21 protein-coding genes are annotated in these 19814 nt (G+C 70.7%); 4 read left to right on the top strand and 17 right to left on the bottom strand.

The features are described from left to right. Positions 1 to 27: 27 nt before the first annotated feature. The 7 genes from B9P64_RS31155 to B9P64_RS31125 are packed head-to-tail and all read right to left on the bottom strand — an operon-like array spanning position 28 to position 6077. On the bottom strand, positions 28 to 936 hold the full coding sequence (locus tag B9P64_RS31155; protein ID WP_176256752.1) for a LysR substrate-binding domain-containing protein: 909 nt from the start codon (positions 934 to 936) through the stop codon (positions 28 to 30). Between the two features lie 31 nt (positions 937 to 967). Beyond that, positions 968 to 1357 (bottom strand): 4-carboxymuconolactone decarboxylase, encoded by a 390-nt coding sequence (pcaC, locus tag B9P64_RS31150; protein ID WP_085315428.1) that lies wholly within the window; start codon positions 1355 to 1357, stop codon positions 968 to 970. A gap of 12 nt (positions 1358 to 1369) precedes the next feature. Further along, positions 1370 to 2146: a 3-oxoadipate enol-lactonase gene (pcaD, locus tag B9P64_RS31145; RefSeq protein ID WP_085315427.1), complete on the bottom strand. Its 777-nt coding sequence runs from the start codon at positions 2144 to 2146 to the stop codon at positions 1370 to 1372. A gap of 18 nt (positions 2147 to 2164) precedes the next feature. Continuing rightward, the gene (locus tag B9P64_RS31140; protein ID WP_085315426.1) at positions 2165 to 3514 is read right to left on the bottom strand and encodes a 3-carboxy-cis,cis-muconate cycloisomerase; all 1350 of its coding nucleotides are present in this window, start codon (positions 3512 to 3514) and stop codon (positions 2165 to 2167) included. A gap of 18 nt (positions 3515 to 3532) precedes the next feature. Continuing rightward, positions 3533 to 4738 carry a 3-oxoadipyl-CoA thiolase gene (gene pcaF / locus B9P64_RS31135; RefSeq protein ID WP_085315425.1) on the bottom strand — a complete coding sequence of 402 codons (1206 nt, stop codon included), beginning with the start codon at positions 4736 to 4738 and terminating at the stop codon, positions 3533 to 3535. Between the two features lie 11 nt (positions 4739 to 4749). Next, positions 4750 to 5400 (bottom strand): 3-oxoacid CoA-transferase subunit B, encoded by a 651-nt coding sequence (locus tag B9P64_RS31130; RefSeq protein ID WP_085315424.1) that lies wholly within the window; start codon positions 5398 to 5400, stop codon positions 4750 to 4752. 17 nt (positions 5401 to 5417) lie between these two features. Continuing rightward, entirely contained in the window at positions 5418 to 6077 is a 660-nt protein-coding gene (locus tag B9P64_RS31125; RefSeq protein ID WP_085315423.1) for a 3-oxoacid CoA-transferase subunit A, read from the bottom strand. A gap of 253 nt (positions 6078 to 6330) precedes the next feature. Here B9P64_RS31125 and B9P64_RS31120 point away from each other — a divergent pair, with 253 nt between their 5' ends. Then, positions 6331 to 7128 carry an IclR family transcriptional regulator domain-containing protein gene (locus B9P64_RS31120; protein ID WP_235839909.1) on the top strand — a complete coding sequence of 266 codons (798 nt, stop codon included), beginning with the start codon at positions 6331 to 6333 and terminating at the stop codon, positions 7126 to 7128. Positions 7129 to 7155: 27 nt separating this feature from the next. Here the strand turns inward: B9P64_RS31120 and B9P64_RS31115 are convergent, their stop codons facing one another. Then, a complete protein-coding gene (locus tag B9P64_RS31115) occupies positions 7156 to 8061 on the bottom strand; it encodes a helix-turn-helix domain-containing protein (protein ID WP_085315421.1) in 906 nt (301 codons plus the stop codon). A gap of 152 nt (positions 8062 to 8213) precedes the next feature. Here B9P64_RS31115 and pobA point away from each other — a divergent pair, with 152 nt between their 5' ends. The 3 genes from pobA (at position 8214) to pcaG (ending at position 10910) form a co-directional block, all read left to right on the top strand. Beyond that, on the top strand, positions 8214 to 9392 hold the full coding sequence (gene pobA / locus B9P64_RS31110) for a 4-hydroxybenzoate 3-monooxygenase (protein WP_085315420.1): 1179 nt from the start codon (positions 8214 to 8216) through the stop codon (positions 9390 to 9392). Positions 9393 to 9543: 151 nt separating this feature from the next. Further along, positions 9544 to 10269 carry a protocatechuate 3,4-dioxygenase subunit beta gene (pcaH, locus tag B9P64_RS31105; protein WP_085315419.1) on the top strand — a complete coding sequence of 242 codons (726 nt, stop codon included), beginning with the start codon at positions 9544 to 9546 and terminating at the stop codon, positions 10267 to 10269. 14 nt (positions 10270 to 10283) lie between these two features. Then, the gene (gene pcaG / locus B9P64_RS31100; protein WP_085315418.1) at positions 10284 to 10910 is read left to right on the top strand and encodes a protocatechuate 3,4-dioxygenase subunit alpha; all 627 of its coding nucleotides are present in this window, start codon (positions 10284 to 10286) and stop codon (positions 10908 to 10910) included. Positions 10911 to 10995: 85 nt separating this feature from the next. Here the strand turns inward: pcaG and B9P64_RS31095 are convergent, their stop codons facing one another. The 9 genes from B9P64_RS31095 to B9P64_RS31055 all read right to left on the bottom strand — a co-directional run bounded on the left by B9P64_RS31095 (position 10996) and on the right by B9P64_RS31055 (position 19685). Beyond that, positions 10996 to 12186, bottom strand: coding sequence for an ABC transporter substrate-binding protein (locus B9P64_RS31095; protein WP_085315417.1), 1191 nt, complete (start codon positions 12184 to 12186; stop codon positions 10996 to 10998). 80 nt (positions 12187 to 12266) lie between these two features. Further along, positions 12267 to 12968, bottom strand: coding sequence for an ABC transporter ATP-binding protein (locus tag B9P64_RS31090; RefSeq protein ID WP_085315416.1), 702 nt, complete (start codon positions 12966 to 12968; stop codon positions 12267 to 12269). Further along, on the bottom strand, positions 12965 to 13684 hold the full coding sequence (locus B9P64_RS31085; RefSeq protein ID WP_085315415.1) for an ABC transporter ATP-binding protein: 720 nt from the start codon (positions 13682 to 13684) through the stop codon (positions 12965 to 12967). The genes B9P64_RS31090 and B9P64_RS31085 overlap by 4 nt, the downstream gene beginning before the upstream one ends. 27 nt (positions 13685 to 13711) lie before the next feature. Next, positions 13712 to 14713: a branched-chain amino acid ABC transporter permease gene (locus B9P64_RS31080; RefSeq protein ID WP_085315414.1), complete on the bottom strand. Its 1002-nt coding sequence runs from the start codon at positions 14711 to 14713 to the stop codon at positions 13712 to 13714. Between the two features lie 75 nt (positions 14714 to 14788). Beyond that, positions 14789 to 15640: a branched-chain amino acid ABC transporter permease gene (locus tag B9P64_RS31075; protein ID WP_085315413.1), complete on the bottom strand. Its 852-nt coding sequence runs from the start codon at positions 15638 to 15640 to the stop codon at positions 14789 to 14791. 63 nt (positions 15641 to 15703) lie between these two features. Beyond that, positions 15704 to 16576 carry an SDR family NAD(P)-dependent oxidoreductase gene (locus B9P64_RS31070; RefSeq protein WP_085315412.1) on the bottom strand — a complete coding sequence of 291 codons (873 nt, stop codon included), beginning with the start codon at positions 16574 to 16576 and terminating at the stop codon, positions 15704 to 15706. Continuing rightward, the gene (locus B9P64_RS31065; RefSeq protein ID WP_085315411.1) at positions 16563 to 16910 is read right to left on the bottom strand and encodes an NIPSNAP family protein; all 348 of its coding nucleotides are present in this window, start codon (positions 16908 to 16910) and stop codon (positions 16563 to 16565) included. Before B9P64_RS31065 ends, B9P64_RS31070 begins: the two co-directional genes overlap by 14 nt. Further along, entirely contained in the window at positions 16900 to 18738 is a 1839-nt protein-coding gene (locus B9P64_RS31060; protein WP_085315410.1) for an FAD-dependent oxidoreductase, read from the bottom strand. Before B9P64_RS31060 ends, B9P64_RS31065 begins: the two co-directional genes overlap by 11 nt. A 92-nt stretch (positions 18739 to 18830) precedes the next feature. Continuing rightward, positions 18831 to 19685, bottom strand: coding sequence for an SDR family NAD(P)-dependent oxidoreductase (locus B9P64_RS31055; protein ID WP_085315409.1), 855 nt, complete (start codon positions 19683 to 19685; stop codon positions 18831 to 18833). Between the last annotated feature and the right edge of the window lie 129 nt (positions 19686 to 19814).

Below are 19814 nucleotides of genomic sequence, written 5' to 3'. Positions count from 1 at the left end.
GCGCCCGGCAGGGCTGCGCCGCCCGCCTCAGCCGGCGCGCGCCACGCCGACCAGCGCCTGCACCGCCGGCGAGGTCGGGCCCTCGGTGCGCAGCAGCAGCCCGACCGGCTCCTTGCTCGGGATGGCGAACGGCAGCGCCACCGCCTCGCCCAGCTCGATGGCGCGGCGCGCGGCACTGCTGGCGGTGAACCACAGATGGCCGGCATCGCGCACCAGCGCCAGCGCGAGCGAATCGGCCAGCGTCTCGACCAGTCCGCCGGCCGGCGTGACGCCGAGCCGCGCAAAGAAGCTGTCGGCCGAATGGCGCAGCAGCGTGTCGGGCGGCGCCAGCACCAGCGGATGCTCGCCAAGCGAGGCCGGATCGGCCGCGAGCGTGGTCAGCACCGGATGGCCGGGCGCGGCGACCAGCAGCATGTTCTCGGCGAACAGCGGCTCGAAGATCAGGCCGAACATGCGCGCCGGATCGGCGAGCCGGCCGATCACCACATCGAGTTCGCGCCGGCGCAGCCGGTCGAGCAGCGCGTCGTTGGCATCGGTGATGACGCGCACCGTGGCATGCGGCCGCTCGGCGCGCAGGCCGGCGAGCAGACGCGCGACGAAGGTGGAGGCGAGCGTCGGCAGCGCGCCGAGCAGCAGCGGCGCATCCTCGTCGGCGCGGCCGAGCGCATCGATGGCGAGCTGGAGCGCGCCGGTGCTGGCCTCGGCATGGCGCAGGAAGATCGCGCCCTCGGGCGTCAATTTGGCGCCGTGGCGGCCCCTGTCGAGCAGCTTGACGCCGAGGGTTTCCTCAAGCTCGTTGAGGGTCTTGGTGACGGCCGGCTGGCTGATCGCCAGCGCCTCGGCGGCATTGCCGAGATGGCCGTGCCGCACCACCGTCAGAAAGCATTGCAGCTGCCTGAGCCGCAGCCGGCCGAGGATGGGATCGTGACGCGCCATGAAATGCAGCCGGGGATTGCCGAGGCGGCGATCATCGACCGGCGGCGTCGATCTCCGCAAACACCGCCTCGGCCAGATGGATGGCGCCGTTGGCGGCCGGCAGGCCGGCATAGAGCGCGGTGTGCATCAGCAGCTCCTTCAGCTCGTCGCGCGTGACGCCGTTGTTGAAGCAGGCGCGCAGATGCATCTTCAGCTCGTCCTCGCGGTTGAGCGCGACCAGCATCGCGATGGTCACGAGGCTGCGCGTGTGCTTCGGCAGCCCCGGCCGCGACCAGATCTCGCCCCAGGCGTAGCGGGTGATGAAGTCCTGGAACTCCTCGTTGAAGCCGTTGCGCCTGGTGAGCGTGCGGTCGACATGGGCATCGCCGAGCACGCCGCGGCGCGTGGTCATACCCTGGTCGTAGCGGTCGCGTTCGTCCATCGTGGTCTCCGGTCAGGCGCGCAGGAAGGCGTCGAGCGCGCGGTTGAAGTCGTCGGCGGCCTCGATGGCCGACAGGTGCGAGGCCGGCAGCGCCACCAGTTGCGCACCGGGCACGCGGGCAGCGATGAACTCGGCATCGGCCACGGTCGTGACCGGATCGGCGCTGCCGGCAATCACCAGCGTGGGCACGGCGATGTGGTCGAGGTGCTCGCGCAGATCGGCGAGGGCCAGGGCTTCGCAGCATTGCGCGTAACCCTCGGCATCGGTGCCGGCGAGCTGGGCGATGGTCTTGGCGATCACCGCGTCGCCGCTCGCGACGAAGCCTTCGGTAAACCAGCGGCCGGTGGCGCTGGCCGCGACCGGCGCCATGCCCTGCTCGCGCACCAGTGCGGCGCGCGCGGCCCAGCCGCTGGCCTCGCCGATCTTGGCGGCGGTGTTGCAGACCACCAGCTTGTCCAGGCGCTGGCGGGCATTCACGCCGAGCCATTGCCCGGTGATGCCGCCCATCGAGATGCCGACGAAGCTCGCGCGTGCGATGCCGAGCGCGTCGAGCAGCGCGACGACATCGCCACCCAGATCGGCGAGCGACGTGCCGCCGGCGGTCGCCGACTGGCCGTGGCCGCGCGTGTCGTAGCGCAGCACGCGCCACTGGCCGGCGAGCGCCGCCGCCTGCGCATCCCACATGTCGAGCGTGGTGCCGAGCGAGTTGGAGAACACGACGACCGGCGCACCGGCCGGGCCGTCGAGCCGGTAGTGCAGGCGCAGGCCCGCGTGATCGATGAAGGGCATGTCGTTGTCCGTTGAAAGTCAGAGATCGCGCTTGCCGTCCTGGGCCAGCGCGCGCGCCACGAAGGCGTCGGCCGAGCCGAGATAGCCGCAGGGGTCGAACAGCGCATCGAGCTGTTCTGGCGTGAGACGGGCGGCGATGAAATCGTCGGCGCCGAGCACCTCGCGCAGATGGCGGCCCTCGGCGACCGCCTGCTTGCAGGCGTGCTCGACGCGCTCATGCGCCGCGAGCCGGCCGAGCTGAGCGCCGAGCGCCATCATCACCGCCTCGGCCATGACCAGGCCGCGCGTGATGTCGATGTTGGCGCGCATGCGGGCGGTGTCCACTTCGAGGCCGGCCACGGTCTCGCAGCAGCGCGACAGCGCGCCGCCGGCAAGTTGCAGCAGCTCGGCCAGCGGCTGCCATTCGGCATGCCAGCCGCCCAGGCCGCGTTCATGCTCCTGCACCATCGCCGCATACAGCCCAGCCACCAGCGCCGGCGCGCGATTAGCCGCATGCAGCACCACCGCCGCACCGACCGGATTGCGCTTGTGCGGCATGGTCGATGACCCGCCCTTGCCTTCCGCAGCCGGCTCGAACACCTCGCCGATTTCGGTCTGCATCAGTAGCGACCAGTCGCGCGCCAGCTTGCCGAGCGTGCCGGTCAGCAGCGCAGCGAAGCCGGCCACCTCGACCACGCGGTCGCGCTGGCCATGCCAGGGCAGCGCCGCCACGCCCAGGCCCAGCTCGCTCGCGAGCCGGTCGGCCACCAGCGCGCCCTGCTCGCCCAGCGAGGCCAGCGTGCCGGCTGCGCCGCCGAACTGCGCCACCAGCACGCGCGGCCGCAGCTCGGCCAGCCGTTCGCGATGGCGCAACAGCGCGTCGTGCCAGCCCGCGACCTTCAGCCCGAAGGTGGTCGGCAGCGCCTGTTGCAGCCAGGTGCGGCCCATCATCGGCGTGGCGCGATGGGCGCGCGCCAGCTGCGCGGTGGCATCGAGCAGGCGCAGCAGATCGGCGTCGAGCAGGTCGAGCGCCGCGCGCAGTTGCAGCACCAGGCCGGTGTCGATCACGTCCTGGCTGGTCGCGCCCCAGTGCACGAAGCGCGCGGCCTCGGCATCGGCGGCCTTGACCTTGGCGGTGAGCGCCTTGACCAGCGGGATGGCCACATTGCCGGCCAGCCCGGCCGCGCGGCCGATCGCGTCGAGGTCGAACCACGCGGCATCGCAATGCGCCGCGATGGCCGCCGCCGCGCCGGCCGGGATGACGCCCACCGCCGCCTCGGCGCGCGCCAGCGCCGCCTCCACATCGAGCATGCGCTGGAAGGTCGTGCGGTCGCTGAACAGTTCGGCGAAGCGGTCGGTGGTGAACAGCGGGTCGTACAGCAGGCTCATGGCGGCGGCTCGGGTCGATCAGACGCGTTCGATGATGACGGCAATGCCCTGGCCGACGCCAATGCACATGGTGCACAGCGCATAGCGGCCGCCGCTGCGTTCGAGCTGATGCAGCGCCGCGATCACCAGCCGGGCGCCGCTCGCGCCGAGCGGATGGCCGAGCGCGATGGCGCCGCCGTTCGGGTTCACGCGGGCGTCGTCGTCGGCCAGGTGGTGCGCGCGCGTCACGGCCAGACCTTGCGATGCGAAGGCCTCGTTCAGCTCGATCACGTCGATCTGGTCGAGCGTGAGCCCGGCCTTGGCCAGCACCTTGGTGATGGCCGGCGCCGGGCCGAAACCCATGATGCGCGGCGGCACGCCGGCGGTGGCGCTGGCCACGATGCGGGCACGCGGCTTGAGGCCGAAGCGTGCGGCGCTGCTCTCGTTGGCGATCAGCAGCGCGGCGGCGCCGTCGTTCACGCCCGAGGCGTTGCCGGCGGTGACCGTGCCGTCCGGGCGCACGACGCCCTTGAGCTTGGCCAGCGCGGCGAGCGTGGTTTCCGGCCGCAGATGCTCGTCGGCGGTCACGATCAGCGCATCGCCCTTCTTCTGCGGGATCGACACCGGCACGATCTCCTCGGCCAGCCGGCCGGCGGCCTGCGCGGCGGCGGCGCGCTTCTGGCTGCGCAGCGCGAAGGCGTCCTGATCCTCGCGGTTCACCTTGAAATCGGTCGCCACGTTCTCGGCGGTTTCGGGCATCGAATCGACGCCGTACTTGGCCTTCATCAGCGGATTGACGAAGCGCCAGCCGATGGTCGTGTCCTCGATCTTTGCGCTGCGCGAATAGGCCGAGTCGGCCTTGCCCATCACGAAGGGCGCGCGGCTCATGCTTTCCACGCCGCCGGCGATCAGCAGGCCGACTTCGCCGCTCTTGATCGAGCGACCGGCAATGCCGATGGCGTCGAGGCTCGATCCGCACAGGCGGTTGACGGTATTGCCCGGCACTTCCGCCGGCAGGCCGGCGAGCAGCAGCGCCATGCGGCCGACATTGCGGTTGTCCTCGCCGGCCTGATTGGCGCAGCCGTAGATCACGTCGTCCACCGCCGCCCAGTCCACGCCCGGGTTGCGCTCGATCAGCGCCTTGATCGGCACCGCGCCGAGGTCGTCGGCGCGCACCGTGGCAAGGCTGCCGCCGTAGCGGCCGAAGGGGGTGCGGATCGCGTCGCAGATGTAGGCCTGTTCCATTCGTCTCTCCTTCAGGCGGCGGCGCGCAGCGGCAGGCCGACCAGCGTTTGCAATTCGTCGAAGCCGAGGCCGTCGACGATCTCGATGACGACCGGGCCGTCCTTCGTGATGTCGAACACGGCCAGATCGGTGTAGAGCCGGTTCACGCAATCGATGCCGGTGACCGGATAGCTGCACGCCTGGACGAACTTGCTTTCGCCGCCCTTGGTGAGCAATTCCATCATCACGAATACCTGTTTTGCGCCGATCGCCAGGTCCATCGCGCCGCCGACGGCGGGGATGGCGTCGGGCGCGCCGGTGTGCCAGTTGGCGAGGTCGCCCTTGGCCGACACCTGGAAGGCGCCGAGCACGCAGATGTCGAGATGGCCGCCGCGCATCATCGCGAACGAGTCGCCGTGATGGAAAAAGCAGCCGCCGGTCAGCAGCGTCACCGGCTCCTTGCCTGCGTTGATGAGCTCGGGGTCTTCCTCGCCCTTGGCCGGCGCCGGGCCCATGCCGAGGATGCCGTTCTCGCTGTGCAGAAAGATCTCGCGGTCGGCCGGCAGATAGTTGGCCACGCGCGTCGGCAGGCCGATGCCGAGGTTGACGTAGGCGCCTTCGTGGATGTCGCGCGCCACGCGCTGCGCCATCTGGTCGCGGTTGAGTCGGGTGTAGTTCGCCATCGATGTCTCCCGCTGGTTCAGACGCGCACGACGCGCTGGACGAAGATGCCCGGCGTCACGATGTTTTCCGGATCGAGCTCGCCGAGCCCGACCACCTCGGCCACTTGCGCCACCGTCACCTTGGCGGCCTGGGCCATGATCGGACCGAAGTTGCGCGCCGCCTTGCGATAGACCAGGTTGCCCCAGCGGTCGCCCTTGAGCGCCTTGATGAGCGCGAAGTCGGCCTTGATCGGGTACTCCAGCACGTAGTTGCGGCCGTCGATCTCGCGGGTTTCCTTGCCCTCGGCCAGCAGCGTGCCGAAGCCGGTCGGCGTGAACACGCCGCCAAGCCCGGCGCCCGCCGCCTGGATGCGTACCGCCAGGTTTCCCTGCGGCACCAGCTCAAGCTCGATGTCGCCGGCGCGGTAGAGCGCGTCGAACACCTGGCTGTCGGACTGGCGCGGGAACGAGCAGACGATCTTGCGCACGCGGCGCGCCTTGAGCAGCGCGGCCAGGCCGAAGTCGCCATTGCCGGCGTTGTTGTTGACGACGGTCAGGTCCTTGGCGCCCTGCGCGATGAGGGCGTCGATCAGCTCGGCCGGCTGGCCGGCGGTGCCGAAGCCGCCGATCATCACGGTGGCGCCGTCGAATACATCGGCCAGCGCCGCTTCGGGCGAGGCCAGGGTCTTGTCGATCATCGATCTGTCTCCTTGATCCGCCCGTCCGGTGGTTCGATCAGCGAACGTGCGGTGCGGTGAGCGGTGCGACGGAGTCTAGGAAGACTGGGCAGCGCAATGCAGCGCCAGCAAGCCTGGAAGTTCGATAATCGAACGCTTATTCCGTTAATCGAACCATCCGGGCTTAAGCTGTGCGCCTGTCATCGATCCCCGCGCTTCCATGCAGCCAGACGAACTCCCGCTTCCGCCCGTGATCCCAGCCCAGCCCGCCACCTTGCTCGACCGTCGCGCGGCCGATGCCGGCGCCCATGCCGGCGACCCCGACTTCATGACCTCGCTGGCGCGCGGTCTGGCGGTGCTGATGGCCTTCGACGACCAGCAGCGCGCCCTCACCTGCGCCCAGCTCAGCCATCGCACCGGGCTGTCGCGCGCGGCGGTGCGGCGCTGTCTGCACACGCTTGCAGTGCTCGGCTTTGCCGGCTGCGAGGACGGCAAGCATTTCAAGCTCACGCCCAAGGTGCTGGCGCTGGGCCATGCCTATCTCAGTTCGTCGCCGCTGGTGGCGCTGGCACCGGGCGTGCTCGACAAGCTGGCCGCGCGCACCGGCGAATCCTGCTCGGTCGCCACGCTCGAAGGCCGCGAGATCGCCTATGTGGCGCGCTCCAAGGGCGGCGACCGGATCATGTCGATCGACCTGGGTCTCGGCAGCCGGCTGCCGGCCTACTGCACCTCGATGGGCCGGGTGCTGCTGGCCGCGCTGCCGCCCGAGCGACTCGACGCCTATCTGGCCGAAGGCGAGTTCGTGCGTCGCACCTCGCGCACGCTCGCCACCGCCGACAAGCTGCGCGAGGAGATCGCGCTGGTCGGCGCCCAGGGCTATGCGGTCAACGATCAGGAGCTGGAAGTGGGCCTGCGCTCGATCGCGGTGCCGGTGCGCGACCGGCGCGGCCAGGTGGCGGCGGCGCTCAACATCGGCACCCTCACCTCGCGGCGCTCGGTGGCCGAGCTGGAAACCCGGCTGCTGCCGCTGCTGCGCGAGGCGGCGGATGAGTTCGGGCGGATGCTGGTCTGACGGCCGGCAGCGTCGGCGCGTCGGGCCTCAAGCCGCCGCCGCCCCGCGCAGCCGCGCCCGCGCCGCGCGCCGGAACGCCCCCGGCGTCTGCCCGCAGGCCGCGACAAAAAACCGCGTGAAGTAACCCGCATCGGCAAACCCCAGCGTCAGCGCGATGTGCTTGATGCCGAGCGTCGTGTAGATGAGATCGCGCTGGGCCTCGACCAGCGTGCGCGCGCGGATGCAGTCGAGCGCCGGCCGCCCGGCCTTCTGCTTGCAGATGCGGTTGAGGTGGGTCGGCGTGATGCCGAGTTCCGCCGCGTACTCGCTCACGCCGAGCCGCTCGCGGTAGCGCCGGTCGAGCGCATCGACGAAGCGGCGGTAATGGCGCTCGGCCGGGTCGCCGCTGCCGTCGCCGGCCAGCGCCGCCGGCACATCGCCGCCGAGTCGCGCGCCCCACAGCAGCGCCAGCGGCAGCAGCGCCGCGATGGCCGCCGCGCGCCAGCCGCCGTTGCCGTCCATCTCGGCGACCAGCCCTTCGAGCGCGGTGCGCAGGTTGCGCGCATCGGGCTGGCTGCCGCGCAGCAGCAGCCGGCGCGGCCGTTCGTAGCGCGCCGCCACCTCGGGCAGCGCAGCCAGCAGACTCTGCACATAGCGCTCGTCGAGCGTGACGATCACGCCATCCACATCGCGCGAGAACACGAAGCCATGCACCACGCGGGCCGGCACGAACAGCGCCGAGCTGGCTGGCAGCGCCACCGGCTCGCCGTCGAGCGTGGCCTCGGCCGAACCGCGCCGCAGATAGAGCAGTTGCAGGAAGTGATCGTGCCGATGCGGCTTGATCTCCCAGTCGTGCAGCCGGCTGCGCGAAGCGATGGATTCGCAGTGGAAGGGCTCGGTCAGGCGCTCGTCGTCGGCACTCTTGTACAGCGCGTAAATCGGGATGGCGTTCATCGCCCGAGTGCAGCACGCGATGGCCGCGCGCCACTTCGGTGAAAACCCTCGATGTTCGATTTGCTCAATTCATGGTTCGGCCCGTCCATTGGCCCGACGGGCGCGGCTGCCTAGCCTGCGCGTTCCAACACATCCATTCATGGAGACGCGACATGAACCACACCACCCAGGTCGCCATCGTCGGCGCCGGCCCCTCGGGCCTGCTGCTCGGCCAGCTGCTCGCCAAGGCCGGCATCGACAACATCATCGTCGAGCAGCGCGACCCCGACTACATCCTGGGCCGCATCCGCGCCGGCGTGCTGGAAAGCGTCTGTGTCGAGGCGCTGGAGCAGGCCGGCTGCGCCGAGCGGCTGCATGCCGAGGGCCTGATTCACCACGGCATCGAGCTGGCCTTCGGCGGCGCGAGCCATCGCATCAACTTCGAGGAGCTGATCGGCAAGCATGTGGTCGTCTACGGCCAGACCGAGGTGACGCGCGACCTGATGGCGGCGCGGGAATCCATCGGCGCGACCACCGTGTACGAAGCCGACCAGGTCAGTCTGCACGACATCGACAGCGCCAGCCCCAAGGTTCGATTCGTGAAGGATGGCCAGACGCATGAGATTGCCGCCGCCTTCGTCGCCGGCTGCGACGGCTTTCATGGCGTCAGCCGCAAGACCGTCGCCGACCGCATCCAGACCTTCGAGCGTGTCTACCCCTTCGGCTGGCTCGGCATCCTGGCCGACGTGCCGCCGGTGACCGAGGAACTCATCTACGCCAACAGCGAGCGCGGCTTTGCGCTGAGCAGCATGCGCAGCAAGACGCGGGTGCGCTGCTACATCCAGTGCTCGCTCGACGACAAGGTCGAGGACTGGAGCGACCAGCGCTTCTGGGACGAGTACCGCCGCCGCCTGCCCGAAGCCGCTGCGGCCGCCACCATCACCGGCCCGTCGATCGAGAAGAGCATCGCGCCGCTGCGCAGCTTCGTGACCGAGCCGATGCGCTTCGGCAATCTGTTCCTGGCCGGCGACGCGGCGCACATCGTGCCGCCCACCGGCGCCAAGGGCCTCAACCTGGCCGCGTCCGACGTGCTCTACCTGGCGCGCGGCATCGCGCAGTTCTTTGTCGAGCGCAGCAGCGAGGGCATCGACGGCTATTCGCAGCGGGCGCTCTCGCGCATCTGGAAGGCCGAGCGCTTCAGCTGGTGGATGACCTCGCTGCTGCACCGCTTTCCGGAGCAGACCGACTTCGACCGCGCGATCCAGCGCGCCGAACTCGACTATCTGGTCGGCTCGACGGCGGCGCGCACCTCGCTGGCCGAGAACTACGTCGGCCTGCCGATGGCCAGCTGAAGACCGCAAAGGGGCGTCGGCACTGCCCCTTTTCATACACGAACGGTTATGCAAGCTCGCGCGAGGCTTCAATTTACGGCGCTCGCGGCGCTCCTTAAATTTGCGTCCACGCCCACCGACGGCGACACGCGAGCCTTCCTCAGGAGACAAGATGGCCATCCAGCGCTATTCCGAATTTGCCCAGCGCGACACCGACGCCCATGCGCCGGCACGCACGCCGATCTACAAGACGAGCATCCTGCGCTCGCCCGACAACGCGCTCATTTCCAACGCCCAGTCGCTGACCGAGATCACCGGCCCGAGCTTCCGGCCCGAGGAATTCGGCCCGCTCGACAACGACCTGATCCGCAACTTCGCCAAGGACGGCCTGCCGATCGGCGAGCGCATCGTGGTGCACGGCTTCGTGCGCGACGAGTTCGGCCGCCCGGTGCCCAATGCGCTGGTCGAGGTGTGGCAGGCCAATGCCAGCGGCCGCTACCGCCACAAGAAGGACCAGTACCTCGGCTCGCTCGACCCCAACTTTGGCGGCTGCGGCCGCATGCTGACCGACGAGAACGGCCATTACGTCTACCGCACGATCAAGCCGGGCCCCTATCCCTGGCGCAACCGCGTTAACGAATGGCGCCCGGCCCACATCCACTACTCGCTGCAAGGCGACGGCTGGGTGCAGCGCCTGATCACGCAGATGTATTTCGAGGGCGACACGCTCATCCCCGACTGCCCGATCCTCAAGACCATCCCCACCGAGGAACAGCGGCGCGGCCTGATCGCGTTGCAGGATCGCGGCAACTTCATCGAAGCCGACAGCCGCGCCTATCGCTTCGACATCACGCTGCGCGGCCGTCGCGGCAGCTTCTTCGAAAACAAGATCGTCTGAGAGGAGATAGCGCCATGACCCAGCAGATCGTGCATTTCACCGAGACCGCCTCGCAGACCGGCGGCCCCTACGTCCACATCGGCCTCGCGCCGCATCAGGCCGGCTTCGAGATCTTTGCCAACCAGTTCGGCAATGTGCTGACCAAGCCCGCGACCAAGGGCGAGCGCATCCGCCTTGAGGGCCGCGTGATCGACGGCTCGGGCACGCCGGTGCGCGACGCCCTGCTCGAAATCTGGCAGGCCAATGCGGCCGGCAAGTACAACCATCCGGGCGACAGCCAGGCCAAGGACATCGACCCCACCTTCCGTGGCTGGGGCCGCACCGGCTGCGACTTCGACACCGGCGAGTACTTCTTCGAGACCATCAAGCCGGGCGCCGTGGCCGGCCGCGAAGGCAAGACCCAGGCGCCGCACATCGCGCTCATCGTGTTTGCGCGCGGCATCAACATGGGCCTGCACACCCGCGTCTACTTCGAGGACGAAGCCGCCGCGAATGAAGCCGACCCGGTGCTGCGCGGCATCGAATGGGAAGTGCGCCGCAAGACGCTGATCGCCAGGCGCGAGCTGCGCAACGGTGAAGTCGTGTACCGCTTCGACATCGTGCTGCGCGGCGAGAACGAGACGGTGTTCTTCGACATCTGACCGACTGGCAGGTCGGGCCCGATGCGGGCGGGGCGGCTTCGACGAGGCTGCCCCGCCCGTTTTCATTGCACGGCGGCCATGCCGATCAGAGCTGCTGCCGGCACTTGTCCGAGGCCGGCGGCGCGATGCTGCGGTCGAAGCGCTGCTCGATCGCCGGCTTGAGTTCGCCGCCCACCGGCTTGACGCGGCCCACGTAGTTGGGGATGAGCAGCTGGTTGTCCTCGGCGCGCATCACGGCCGGGCCGTAGATGGTGTCGAAGCTCGCGCCGTGCAGCGCCGCCGCGACCTCGGCCGGCTTCACGCTGTCGGCCTTGCGCACGCCGGCAAAGATCACCTGCATGCCGTTGTAGGCCTGACCCTCGTTCTCGGTCGGCGTGCGGCCGAACTGCTTCTGCCAGCCGGCGACGAAGCTCCTGTTCATCGGCGTGTCGATCTCGGGTCCGTAGCCGATGTTGCCCCACACGCCTTCGGTGGTGCTGCCGGTGGCCTTGATGAGGTAATCGAAGATGTAGGCGTGGCCGATGATGCGCACCGAATTGCCGAGCCCGAATTCCGCCGCCTGCTTGGCAAACGCAATCGCATCGCGGCCGGTGAGCACCACCCACACCGCCTGCGGTTTCGCCGCCTTCAGCTGCGCGATGTAGGGCGAGAAGTCCTTGGTGCCGACCGGCGCGAACAGCTCCAGCCCCACGCTCTTGCCCTGGGCCTTGACGGTCTTGCCGAAGAACTCGGCCGAGTCGCGGCCCCAGACATAGTCGGCCGCCAGTACCGCGAAGTTCTGCTCCTTCTGGGTCTTGAGCCACTCGCCCATCATCGCCAGGTCCATCGCGTCGGAATGGTTGGCGCGGAACAGACGCGGCTTGCACGAGTCGCCGGTGAGCTTGTCGCTCTTGCTCAGCACGCTCACGTACATCGCGTCCCAGCGGTCGAGGTTCTGGCCGATGGCGAGCGAGATCGACGACGGGATCGCGCCGATCAGAAAGCGGTTGCCGTCGCGCGCCAGCTTCTCGGCCACGCGCCGGCCGGCCTCGGGCGTGCCCTCGTCGTCGGCGATCTGCACCGTGACCGGATGGCCGTCGACGCCGCCCCTGGCATTGGCCTCGTCCACGGCGAACTGGATCGCGCGCAGCGTCTCCTGGCCCTGCTGGGCGAACACGCCCGATTGCGAGCTGACCGCGCCGATGCGCAGCGGCTCCTTGGTCTGGGCGCCGGCCGCGAGCGGCAAGGCAATGGCGAGCGCGAGCGCGGCCCGCCGCAGTTGATTGGGCTGGTTCAAGTCTGTCTCCTTCGGGTGGATGGCAAAGCGATGCGGGCGCGCTGTGTCGCGCGCTCCGCGTTGGCGGCAGGCTGCCGCCGTCAGACCATGACGTGGCGCTGCAAGGCGTCGAGGCTTTCATGCGCGACCTCGCCGTCGGCCACGACCGCGCCCTTGGCCAGCGCGTAGTAGCGCCGCGCGACGCGCATCACCAGGCTCAGGTTCTGCTCGATCAGCAGCAGCGCCGTGCCCTGGTCGGCCACGCGATTGAGGATGTCGGCGAGCTGGTCGACGATGACCGGCGCCAGGCCCTCGGTCGGCTCGTCGAGCAGGATGAGCGCCGGGTTGGCCATGAGCGCGCGGCCGATGGCGAGCATCTGCTGCTGGCCGCCCGACAGCGCCGTGCCCGGCGTGTGGGCGCGCTCGCGCAGGATCGGGAACAGCGCGTACACCGAGTCGAGCTGCCACGGCCCCTTGCGCCGCACCGCCGAGCCGAGCAGCAGGTTCTCCTCCACCGTCAGGTTGGCGACGATGCAGCGGCCCTGCGGTACCACCGCCACGCCCTCGTTGGCGGCCATGTAGGGCCGGGGCCGCGCCGGCTCGCGCCGGCCGATGCGCACCCGCCCGCCGCGCAGCGCGGCCAGTCCGAGCACGGTGTTGACGACCGTGGTCTTGCCCACGCCGTTGCGGCCGATCAGCGCCACGCGCTCGCCGGGCAGCACGCTCAGGCTCAGCCGGTGCAGCACATGCGCCGCGCCGTAGCAGGCATCGACGCGATCGAGTTCGAGCAATGCCGTCGTCATGCCGCGCTCCCCAGATAGGCCTCGCGCACCCGGCGGTCGGCGCGCACCGTGGCCGGATCGCCGCTCGCGATCACCTTGCCCAGCTCCAGCACCGTGACCGCATGCGAGATGCCGAACACCACGTCCACGTCATGCTCGACCAGCAGCACCGACACCTCGCGCCGGCCGGTCAGGCGGCGCAGATGGCGCGCCAGATCCTGCGATTCCTTCACCGACAGTCCGGCCATCGGCTCGTCGAGCAGCAGCACCGCCGGATTGCCGACCAGCGCCAGCGCCAGATCGAGCCGGCGCTGCTCGCCATAACCGAGATCGCCCGCGACCGCGTCGCCGAGCGCGTCGAGTTCGAGTTCGCCGAGCACCTCGGCCGCGTCGGCGCCGGGGTCGGCGGAGCCCATGCGATGCGCCGCCAGCTCGACCTGCGCGCGCACGCCCATGCGGGCAAAGATGCTGGTGCGCTGGAACGAGCGCGACAGGCCGCGCGCGCGGCGCTGCACGATGTCGAGCGCCGACACGTCCTCGCCGCGCAGCGTGACGCGGCCCGAGGTGGCGCGGCGCCGGCCCGAGATGGCGTCGATCACGGTCGACTTGCCGGCGCCGTTGGGGCCGATCAGCCCGCGAATCTCGCCCCGCTTGAGCGTGAGGGAGACGCCGTCGACGGCACGCACGCCGCCGTACTGGATGGTCAGGCCATCGGCCTGGAGCGCGGTTTCGCTCATGGAAGTTCTCCTTGGGTTGCGGCGGGATCAGTGCGAGGCCGAGGCGCTGGCGGCGCCGTTGTCGAGCGCGGCCACCGGCGCCGGGCGGCGCCGCGCCAGCAGGCGTTGCAGCGCGCCGGCAATGCCCTCGGGCGAGAAGACGATGACCGCGATCAGCGCGACGCCGAACACCGCCATCCAGTGGCTGGCGTAGTCGCCGAGAAAGTCGCGCGCCAGGAAATAGACGACCGCGCCGAGCGCCGGCCCCCAGAGCGTGCGGCTGCCGCCCACGATGACCATCATCAGCGCCGCGCCCGACACGCTCCAGTGCAGCCCCTCGGGCGACACGAAGCCGGTGTTGAGCGCCGCCAGCACGCCGGCCACGGCGGTGACGCCGGCCGACAGCGCGAACACCGCCGCGCGCGGCAGCAGCGTGCGGATGCCGATGAAACGCGCGCGCTCCTCGTTGTCGCGGATGGCTTCGGTCACGGCGCCGAAGCGGCTGCGCGCCAGCAGCGCGAGCACGCCGGTCAGCAGCACCAGCGCGGTCCAGCACACGAGGAACAGCATGCCGGGCTGAAGCAGCCGCGCGGTCTCGATGCCGAACAGCGTGGCCGGCCAGTTCACGTTCATGCCGTCGGCGCCGCCCGTGAGGCCACGGGTGCGCGATGCGACCAGATAGAACATCTGGCCGACCGCCAGCGTGAGCATGCCGAAGGCAATGCCCGGCACGCGCACCGCGACCAGCGCCAGCACGAAGGCGAAGCCGGCGATGCCGAGCACGGCGAGCAGCACGGCGGCCTCGGCCGGCAAGCCCTGCTGCTCCAGCAGGATGGCGACGGCATAGCCGGCACCGCCGAAGAACGCGGCATGGCCGAAGCTGACCATGCCGTTCTGGCGCAGCAGCAGGCCGACGCCGAGCGCGAAGATGGCGTGGATGCTGGCCTGGGTGAGCAGCGACAGCGCGGTGCCCGACGACAGGCTGCCGCCGAGCGCGGCACCGGCCACGAGCGCCGCGACGACGCCGGCGGAAATGCGGGTGATCGACATGGGGGCGTCCTCAGATGCGAAGGGAGTGGCGCGCCAGCGCGCGCCGGGAACGGAGAAGCGACATGAGCGGCGGCCTCAGGTGCGGTTGCCGGCCAGACCCGACGGGCGCCAGAGCAGGATGGCCACCATCAGCGCGAACGGAATCACCGCCGCCGCGTCGGGCAGATAGACCGCGCCGAGCGACTGCACCTGGCCCAGCAGCACCGCCGCCACGAAGGCGCCGATGAGGCTGCCGAGCCCGCCGATCACCACCACCACGAAGGAGTCGATCAGCACATCGCTGCTCATGGCCGGCGACAGCGACAGGAAGGGCGCGGCCACCACGCCGGCCAGCCCGGCCAGCGCCGTGCCCAGCGCGACCACCGTGGCGCTGAGCGCGTCGGTATTCACGCCCTGCATCGCGGTGGTGGTCGGATCGGTACTGGCGGCGCGCACGAACAGCCCGGCACGCGAGAAGCGCAACCAGCCCACCAGTCCCAGCGCGACCGCCGCGCCCACCGCCACCACCGCCATGCGGTAGGCCGGCACCGGCGTGCCGAACAGGTCGACCGACACGCTGAGCAGATCGGGCGCCGGCACCGAGAGGTTGTCCTTGCCCCAGACGGTCTGCACGAAGTCCTCGATGACCAGCAGCAGGCCGAAGGTGACGAGGACGACCGTGAGCGGATCGCGGTCCTGCAGCAGCCGGAAGGCATAGCGGTCGAGCAGCGCGCCGACCGCCGCCATGACCAGCGGCGCGGCGATGAGCGCGACCCAGAAACTGGTCTGGGTCGCGATGCTGTAGCCCAGATAGGCGCCCAGCATGTAGAGCGAGCCGTGCGCGAAATTGACCACGCGCCGCAGCCCGTAGATGAGCGCCAGGCCCGACGACATGATGATGAGCAGCGCTCCGTACACCAGGCCGTTGAACAGGTTGATCGTGAACATCGGGGTTGTCTCCTCCGAGGGGTTGGCATGCGCCGCTGCTGCGGCGTCGTGATGGGTGAAACGTCAGCGGTTGGCGGCCTCCCCTGCGGCGGATGGCGGATCGGCGCGCAATGCGGCCAGCGCCGAATCGGGCGCGCCGAGCGCGAGCCAGCCGCCGTCCACCGCGAGCGTCGCGCCGGTGATGTAGCTGGCGCGCGGCGAGGCGAGGAAGGCGATGGCCTCGGCAATCTCCCCGGGCCCGGCGAGCCGGCCGAGCGGCGTGCGGCCGGCGATGGCGGCGCTGTCGATGCCGCCCGCCGCTTCGAGCCGGGCCACGAGCGCGGTGCGCACATAGCCGGGCGCGACGGCGTTCACGCGGATGCCCGCATGCGCCCATTCGCAGGCCAGCGAACGCGTCAGCGCGACCACGCCGGCCTTGGCCGCGCCATAGGCATTGCGCGTAGGGATGCCGGCCAGCCCGGCGATCGACGCGAGGTTGACGATGGCGCCACCGCGCGCCGCCAGCATCGCGCGGCCGGCCTCGCGGCACATGACGAAGCTGCCTTGCAGATTCACCTTCAGCACGCGCTCGAAGGCGGCGAGCTCCTGGTCGAGCGTGGCGGCCGGCGCCTCGGGCAGACCGGCGTTGTTGATGAGCACGTCGAGCCGGCCGTAGTCGCGCAGCAGGCGGGCGACCACGGCGGCGGCCTGCGCCGGCTCGCTCACGTCGAGCGCATGGGCGGCGTGGCGCGCGCCCTTCCCCGCGCCCAGCCCGGCGGCGCGCGCCTCGGCCGCCGCGCCGTCGAGATCGGCGATGACCACGCTGGCGCCGCCAGCCGCAAGCCTTTGCGCCGTGGCCCAGCCGATGCCGGCGGCGCCGCCGGTCACGAGCGCGACCAGCCCCGCGAAGTCCTGCGCGCAGCCGGCCGCTGCCGGCGCCGGATCAAGCCCGTCCATCGCGCCAGCCTTTCACGCTCGGCAGGGTCAGGGCGCGGATCAGCCGCGTCTCCTGCGCCACGATCAGATGCGCCGACGCCTGCAGATAGGCCGGGAAATCGGGATGCGCATCGCGCCGTGCGCTGCGCCGCTCGAAGTCGGCCAGATCGTCATAGCCCCACAGATGCACGAACTGGTTCTGCGGCCCGACCAGGCTGGTGTGAAAGCCGAGCGGATGGCCGAGGCATTCGAGCAGGATCGGCATCGCGAGCCGGTCGAACACGTCGATGAACTCGGCCATGCGGCGCGGCACGATGGTGTAGATGCGGTGATCGACGAGCGGCTTAGGCGACATTGCCGGCCCCCTGCGCCGACCGCGCGGCAGTGGCATCGAGCGCGCTGGCGGCCGCGCCGGCGAGCGCCGCATCGGCCAGCGACTGCACCCGGGCCGCCGGCGCCGCGCGCTCCGGCACGCCGGCGATGTGCCGCGCCGTCAGATAGCCGAAGGTCATGATCGGCCCGAGCGTGATGCCGGCGCCGGGATAGTTGCCGCCCATCATGCTGGCGCGGTCGTTGCCCACCGCGTACAGGCCGGCGATGGCGCTGCCGTCGTCGTGCAGCACCCGGCCCACGGTGTCGGTGCGGATGCCGTCGAAGCTGCCGAGGTCGCCCATCACGACCTTGAGCGCGTAGTAGGGGCCGGCGCCGACCGGGGCCACGCAGGGGTTGGGCCGGTTGGCCGGATCGGCCAGATAGCGGTTGAACGCCGTGCTGCCGCGCCCGAACTGGCGGTCCTCGCCCTGCGCCGCGCCCAGGTTGTACTCGCGCACCGTGGCTTCCAGCGCCGCGCCGTCGATGCCGGCCTTGGCGCCCAGTTCGGCCAGCGTCGCGCCCCTGGTCAGATAGCCCTTGGCGATCAGCCCGGCCAGCGGCACCGGCGCCGGCTTGGCAAAGCCCAGGCCGTACTTGCGGATCGTGGCGTGATCGCAGATGAGCCACATCGCGGTCTCGGCCTCGTGCCGGCAGGCCTCGATCATCGCGGCACCCACGTCGTGATAGCTCTCGCTCTCGTTGCAGAAGCGCTTGCCCTGCCGCGTCACGCCGATGATCCCGGGCTTGTAGCGGTCGAGCAGATGCGGGAACACGCCGAAGCGCCCGCCCGCCAGCGGCACGCGCGACACCGGCATCCAGGCCGCCGCATCCTTGAGCCGGATGTCGACCCTGCCGCCGGCCTGCTCGGCCAGCCGCGCGCCGTCGCCGGTATTGGCTTCGGGCACCGGCGACAGATGCTCGCCGCCGCGCCGTACATGCGGATAGGCGCGCCGCAACCGCTGCACGTCGTGCGAGAAGCCGCCGCTGGCCAGCACCACGCCGCGCCGCGCGCCGATGCGCAAGTCGCCGTTCGGGCCGCGCGCCAGTGCGCCAGTCACGCGGCCATCGGCCACGATCAGCTCGCGCGCCGGCGTGCCGGTGAGGATGGGAATGCCGAGCGCGAGCGCCGATTTGGCCAGCCGCGCCGCGAGCGCATTGCCGCTCGTCACCTGCACGCCGCGCCGGTACAGCGCCAATTCCTTCAGATGCGCCGCCAGCCGCTTCGCGACGTAGATGGCCGACTTCAGCGACTTCGTCGCGTTGAAGAAGTGCTTCAGATCCGCGTTCGACGAGTTGAACATCATCCCGATGAAGGTGATGGTCTGGAGCGGCGGACGCAGCCGGTCCATGTCGGCGCCGAGATTGCGGATGTCGTAGGGCGCGGCCAGGATCGAGCGGCCGATGTCGACGCCGCCGGGCACGGTCGGGTGGTAGTCGGGATAGAGCGTGGGGATGAATTTCACCTCGGTCTCGCGCTCGAACCAGTCGACCATTTCGGGCCCGGCATCGAGGAAGGCCTCGACCGCCGCCGCGTCGTAGTACGCGCCGGTTTCGTTCTTCAGATAGGTGAGCGCGGCTTCGCGGCTGTCGCGCACGCCGCTGCGGGCCGAGACCGGATTGCCCGGAATCCACAGCACGCCGCCCGAGAACGCGGTGGTGCCGCCGAAGTGGCGATCCTTCTCGATGACGATCACGTCGAGGCCGTGCTTCTTGGCGACGATGGCGGTCGAGAGGCCGCCGGCGCCGGCGCCGATCACGAGCAGGTCGCAGTCGAGCGGGCGCCCAAGGCTGCTGTCGGTGAGATTGGCCATGCCTGTTTCCTCCGGGCAAAGCGCTCCCCTGCCGGCGGCGCAGACGCGCTGCCGGAGCGGGGGCGTGGGATGGGTTTGAGGTCGGCGCCGCGTCAGGCGGCGGCCGGGGCGCGTTCGGCGCTGTCGTTGAAGCCGGGGCGCGGCACCAGGTCCATGAGCATGGCGCTCATGCCGCCGTCGACCATCAGCTCGGCGCCGTTGACATAGCCGGCGCGGTCGCTGAGCAGGAACAGCGCGACCTCGGCGATGTCGTCGGGCCGGCCGATGCGCCGGCTGGCGGTGATGGCCGCGCGGCGCTGCTCCAGCCCCGGCTGCTCGTAGAACTTTTCGGACAGCGCGGTGCGGATCATTCCGGGGCAGATGGCATTGCTGCGCACGCCGGCCGGGCCCCATTCGGCCGCCATCTGGCGCGACAGCAGCAGCACGCCGGCCTTGCTCGCGCTGTAGGCGCCGCTGCGGGTCTGCGGATGGCAGCCTGCGATCGATGCCACGTTGACGATGCTGCCGCGGCCGCGCGCCGTCATCTGCGCGCCAAAGCTGCGCGAGCAGAGCAGATAGCCGGTGAGGTTGACGCCGAGCACCGCATTCCAGTCGGCCAGCGACACCTCGCCGAGCGCGCCGGCGCGCAGCAGGCCGGCGTTGTTGACCAGCCCGTCCGCCGGCCCGAGTTCGGCCTCGACGCGGGCCGCCGCGGCGAGCACGCCGGCCTCGTCCGAGATGTCGCATTGCAGCGCCAGCGCCCGGTGACCGCGCGCCGCAAGCGCTGCCGCCAGCCGCTCGGCGCCGGCCGCGTCGCGGTCGAGCAGCGCGACCCGTGCGCCGGCCCGGGCCGCGCCCTCGGCCACCGCCGCGCCGATGCCGCTGGCCGCGCCGGTCACCACGATCGTGCGGCCGGCCAGCCCGAGCCAGTCGGCCTCGGCCACCACCGACAGCAGCGCCGCACTCATGCCCGGCCCCGCTCGCCGGCGCGGGAAAACCCGCAGGCCACGGCGCCGGCAACACCAGACGATTCGGGCATACCCTCGGTTGCGGCCAGCCTCTGGCCGAGCCTGCGAGAAAGCCTCAGTGCATGCATG

It is taken from the genome of Derxia lacustris (assembly GCF_002105195.1).
Taxonomy (GTDB): Bacteria; Pseudomonadota; Gammaproteobacteria; order Burkholderiales; family Burkholderiaceae_E; genus Derxia; species Derxia lacustris.
The sequence above is the reverse complement of the archived record's forward strand: the minus strand, read 5'-3'. Positions and strand labels throughout refer to the sequence as shown.

Coding starts and splice junctions, on each gene's coding strand:
- B9P64_RS31140 (WP_085315426.1), bottom strand. CDS start 3,514: ATGAGCCTGCTGTACGACCCGCTGTTCACCACCGACCGCTTCGCCGAA.
- B9P64_RS31055 (WP_085315409.1), bottom strand. CDS start 19,685: ATGAGTGCGGCGCTGCTGTCGGTGGTGGCCGAGGCCGACTGGCTCGGG.
- B9P64_RS31130 (WP_085315424.1), bottom strand. CDS start 5,400: ATGGCGAACTACACCCGACTCAACCGCGACCAGATGGCGCAGCGCGTG.
- pobA (WP_085315420.1), top strand. CDS start 8,214: ATGAACCACACCACCCAGGTCGCCATCGTCGGCGCCGGCCCCTCGGGC.
- pcaC (WP_085315428.1), bottom strand. CDS start 1,357: ATGGACGAACGCGACCGCTACGACCAGGGTATGACCACGCGCCGCGGC.
- pcaG (WP_085315418.1), top strand. CDS start 10,284: ATGACCCAGCAGATCGTGCATTTCACCGAGACCGCCTCGCAGACCGGC.
- B9P64_RS31125 (WP_085315423.1), bottom strand. CDS start 6,077: ATGATCGACAAGACCCTGGCCTCGCCCGAAGCGGCGCTGGCCGATGTA.
- B9P64_RS31075 (WP_085315413.1), bottom strand. CDS start 15,640: ATGTTCACGATCAACCTGTTCAACGGCCTGGTGTACGGAGCGCTGCTC.
- pcaH (WP_085315419.1), top strand. CDS start 9,544: ATGGCCATCCAGCGCTATTCCGAATTTGCCCAGCGCGACACCGACGCC.
- B9P64_RS31060 (WP_085315410.1), bottom strand. CDS start 18,738: ATGGCCAATCTCACCGACAGCAGCCTTGGGCGCCCGCTCGACTGCGAC.
- B9P64_RS31065 (WP_085315411.1), bottom strand. CDS start 16,910: ATGTCGCCTAAGCCGCTCGTCGATCACCGCATCTACACCATCGTGCCG.
- B9P64_RS31090 (WP_085315416.1), bottom strand. CDS start 12,968: ATGACGACGGCATTGCTCGAACTCGATCGCGTCGATGCCTGCTACGGC.
- B9P64_RS31070 (WP_085315412.1), bottom strand. CDS start 16,576: ATGGACGGGCTTGATCCGGCGCCGGCAGCGGCCGGCTGCGCGCAGGAC.
- B9P64_RS31115 (WP_085315421.1), bottom strand. CDS start 8,061: ATGAACGCCATCCCGATTTACGCGCTGTACAAGAGTGCCGACGACGAG.
- pcaD (WP_085315427.1), bottom strand. CDS start 2,146: ATGCCCTTCATCGATCACGCGGGCCTGCGCCTGCACTACCGGCTCGAC.
- B9P64_RS31155 (WP_176256752.1), bottom strand. CDS start 936: ATGGCGCGTCACGATCCCATCCTCGGCCGGCTGCGGCTCAGGCAGCTG.
- B9P64_RS31080 (WP_085315414.1), bottom strand. CDS start 14,713: ATGTCGATCACCCGCATTTCCGCCGGCGTCGTCGCGGCGCTCGTGGCC.
- pcaF (WP_085315425.1), bottom strand. CDS start 4,738: ATGGAACAGGCCTACATCTGCGACGCGATCCGCACCCCCTTCGGCCGC.
- B9P64_RS31085 (WP_085315415.1), bottom strand. CDS start 13,684: ATGAGCGAAACCGCGCTCCAGGCCGATGGCCTGACCATCCAGTACGGC.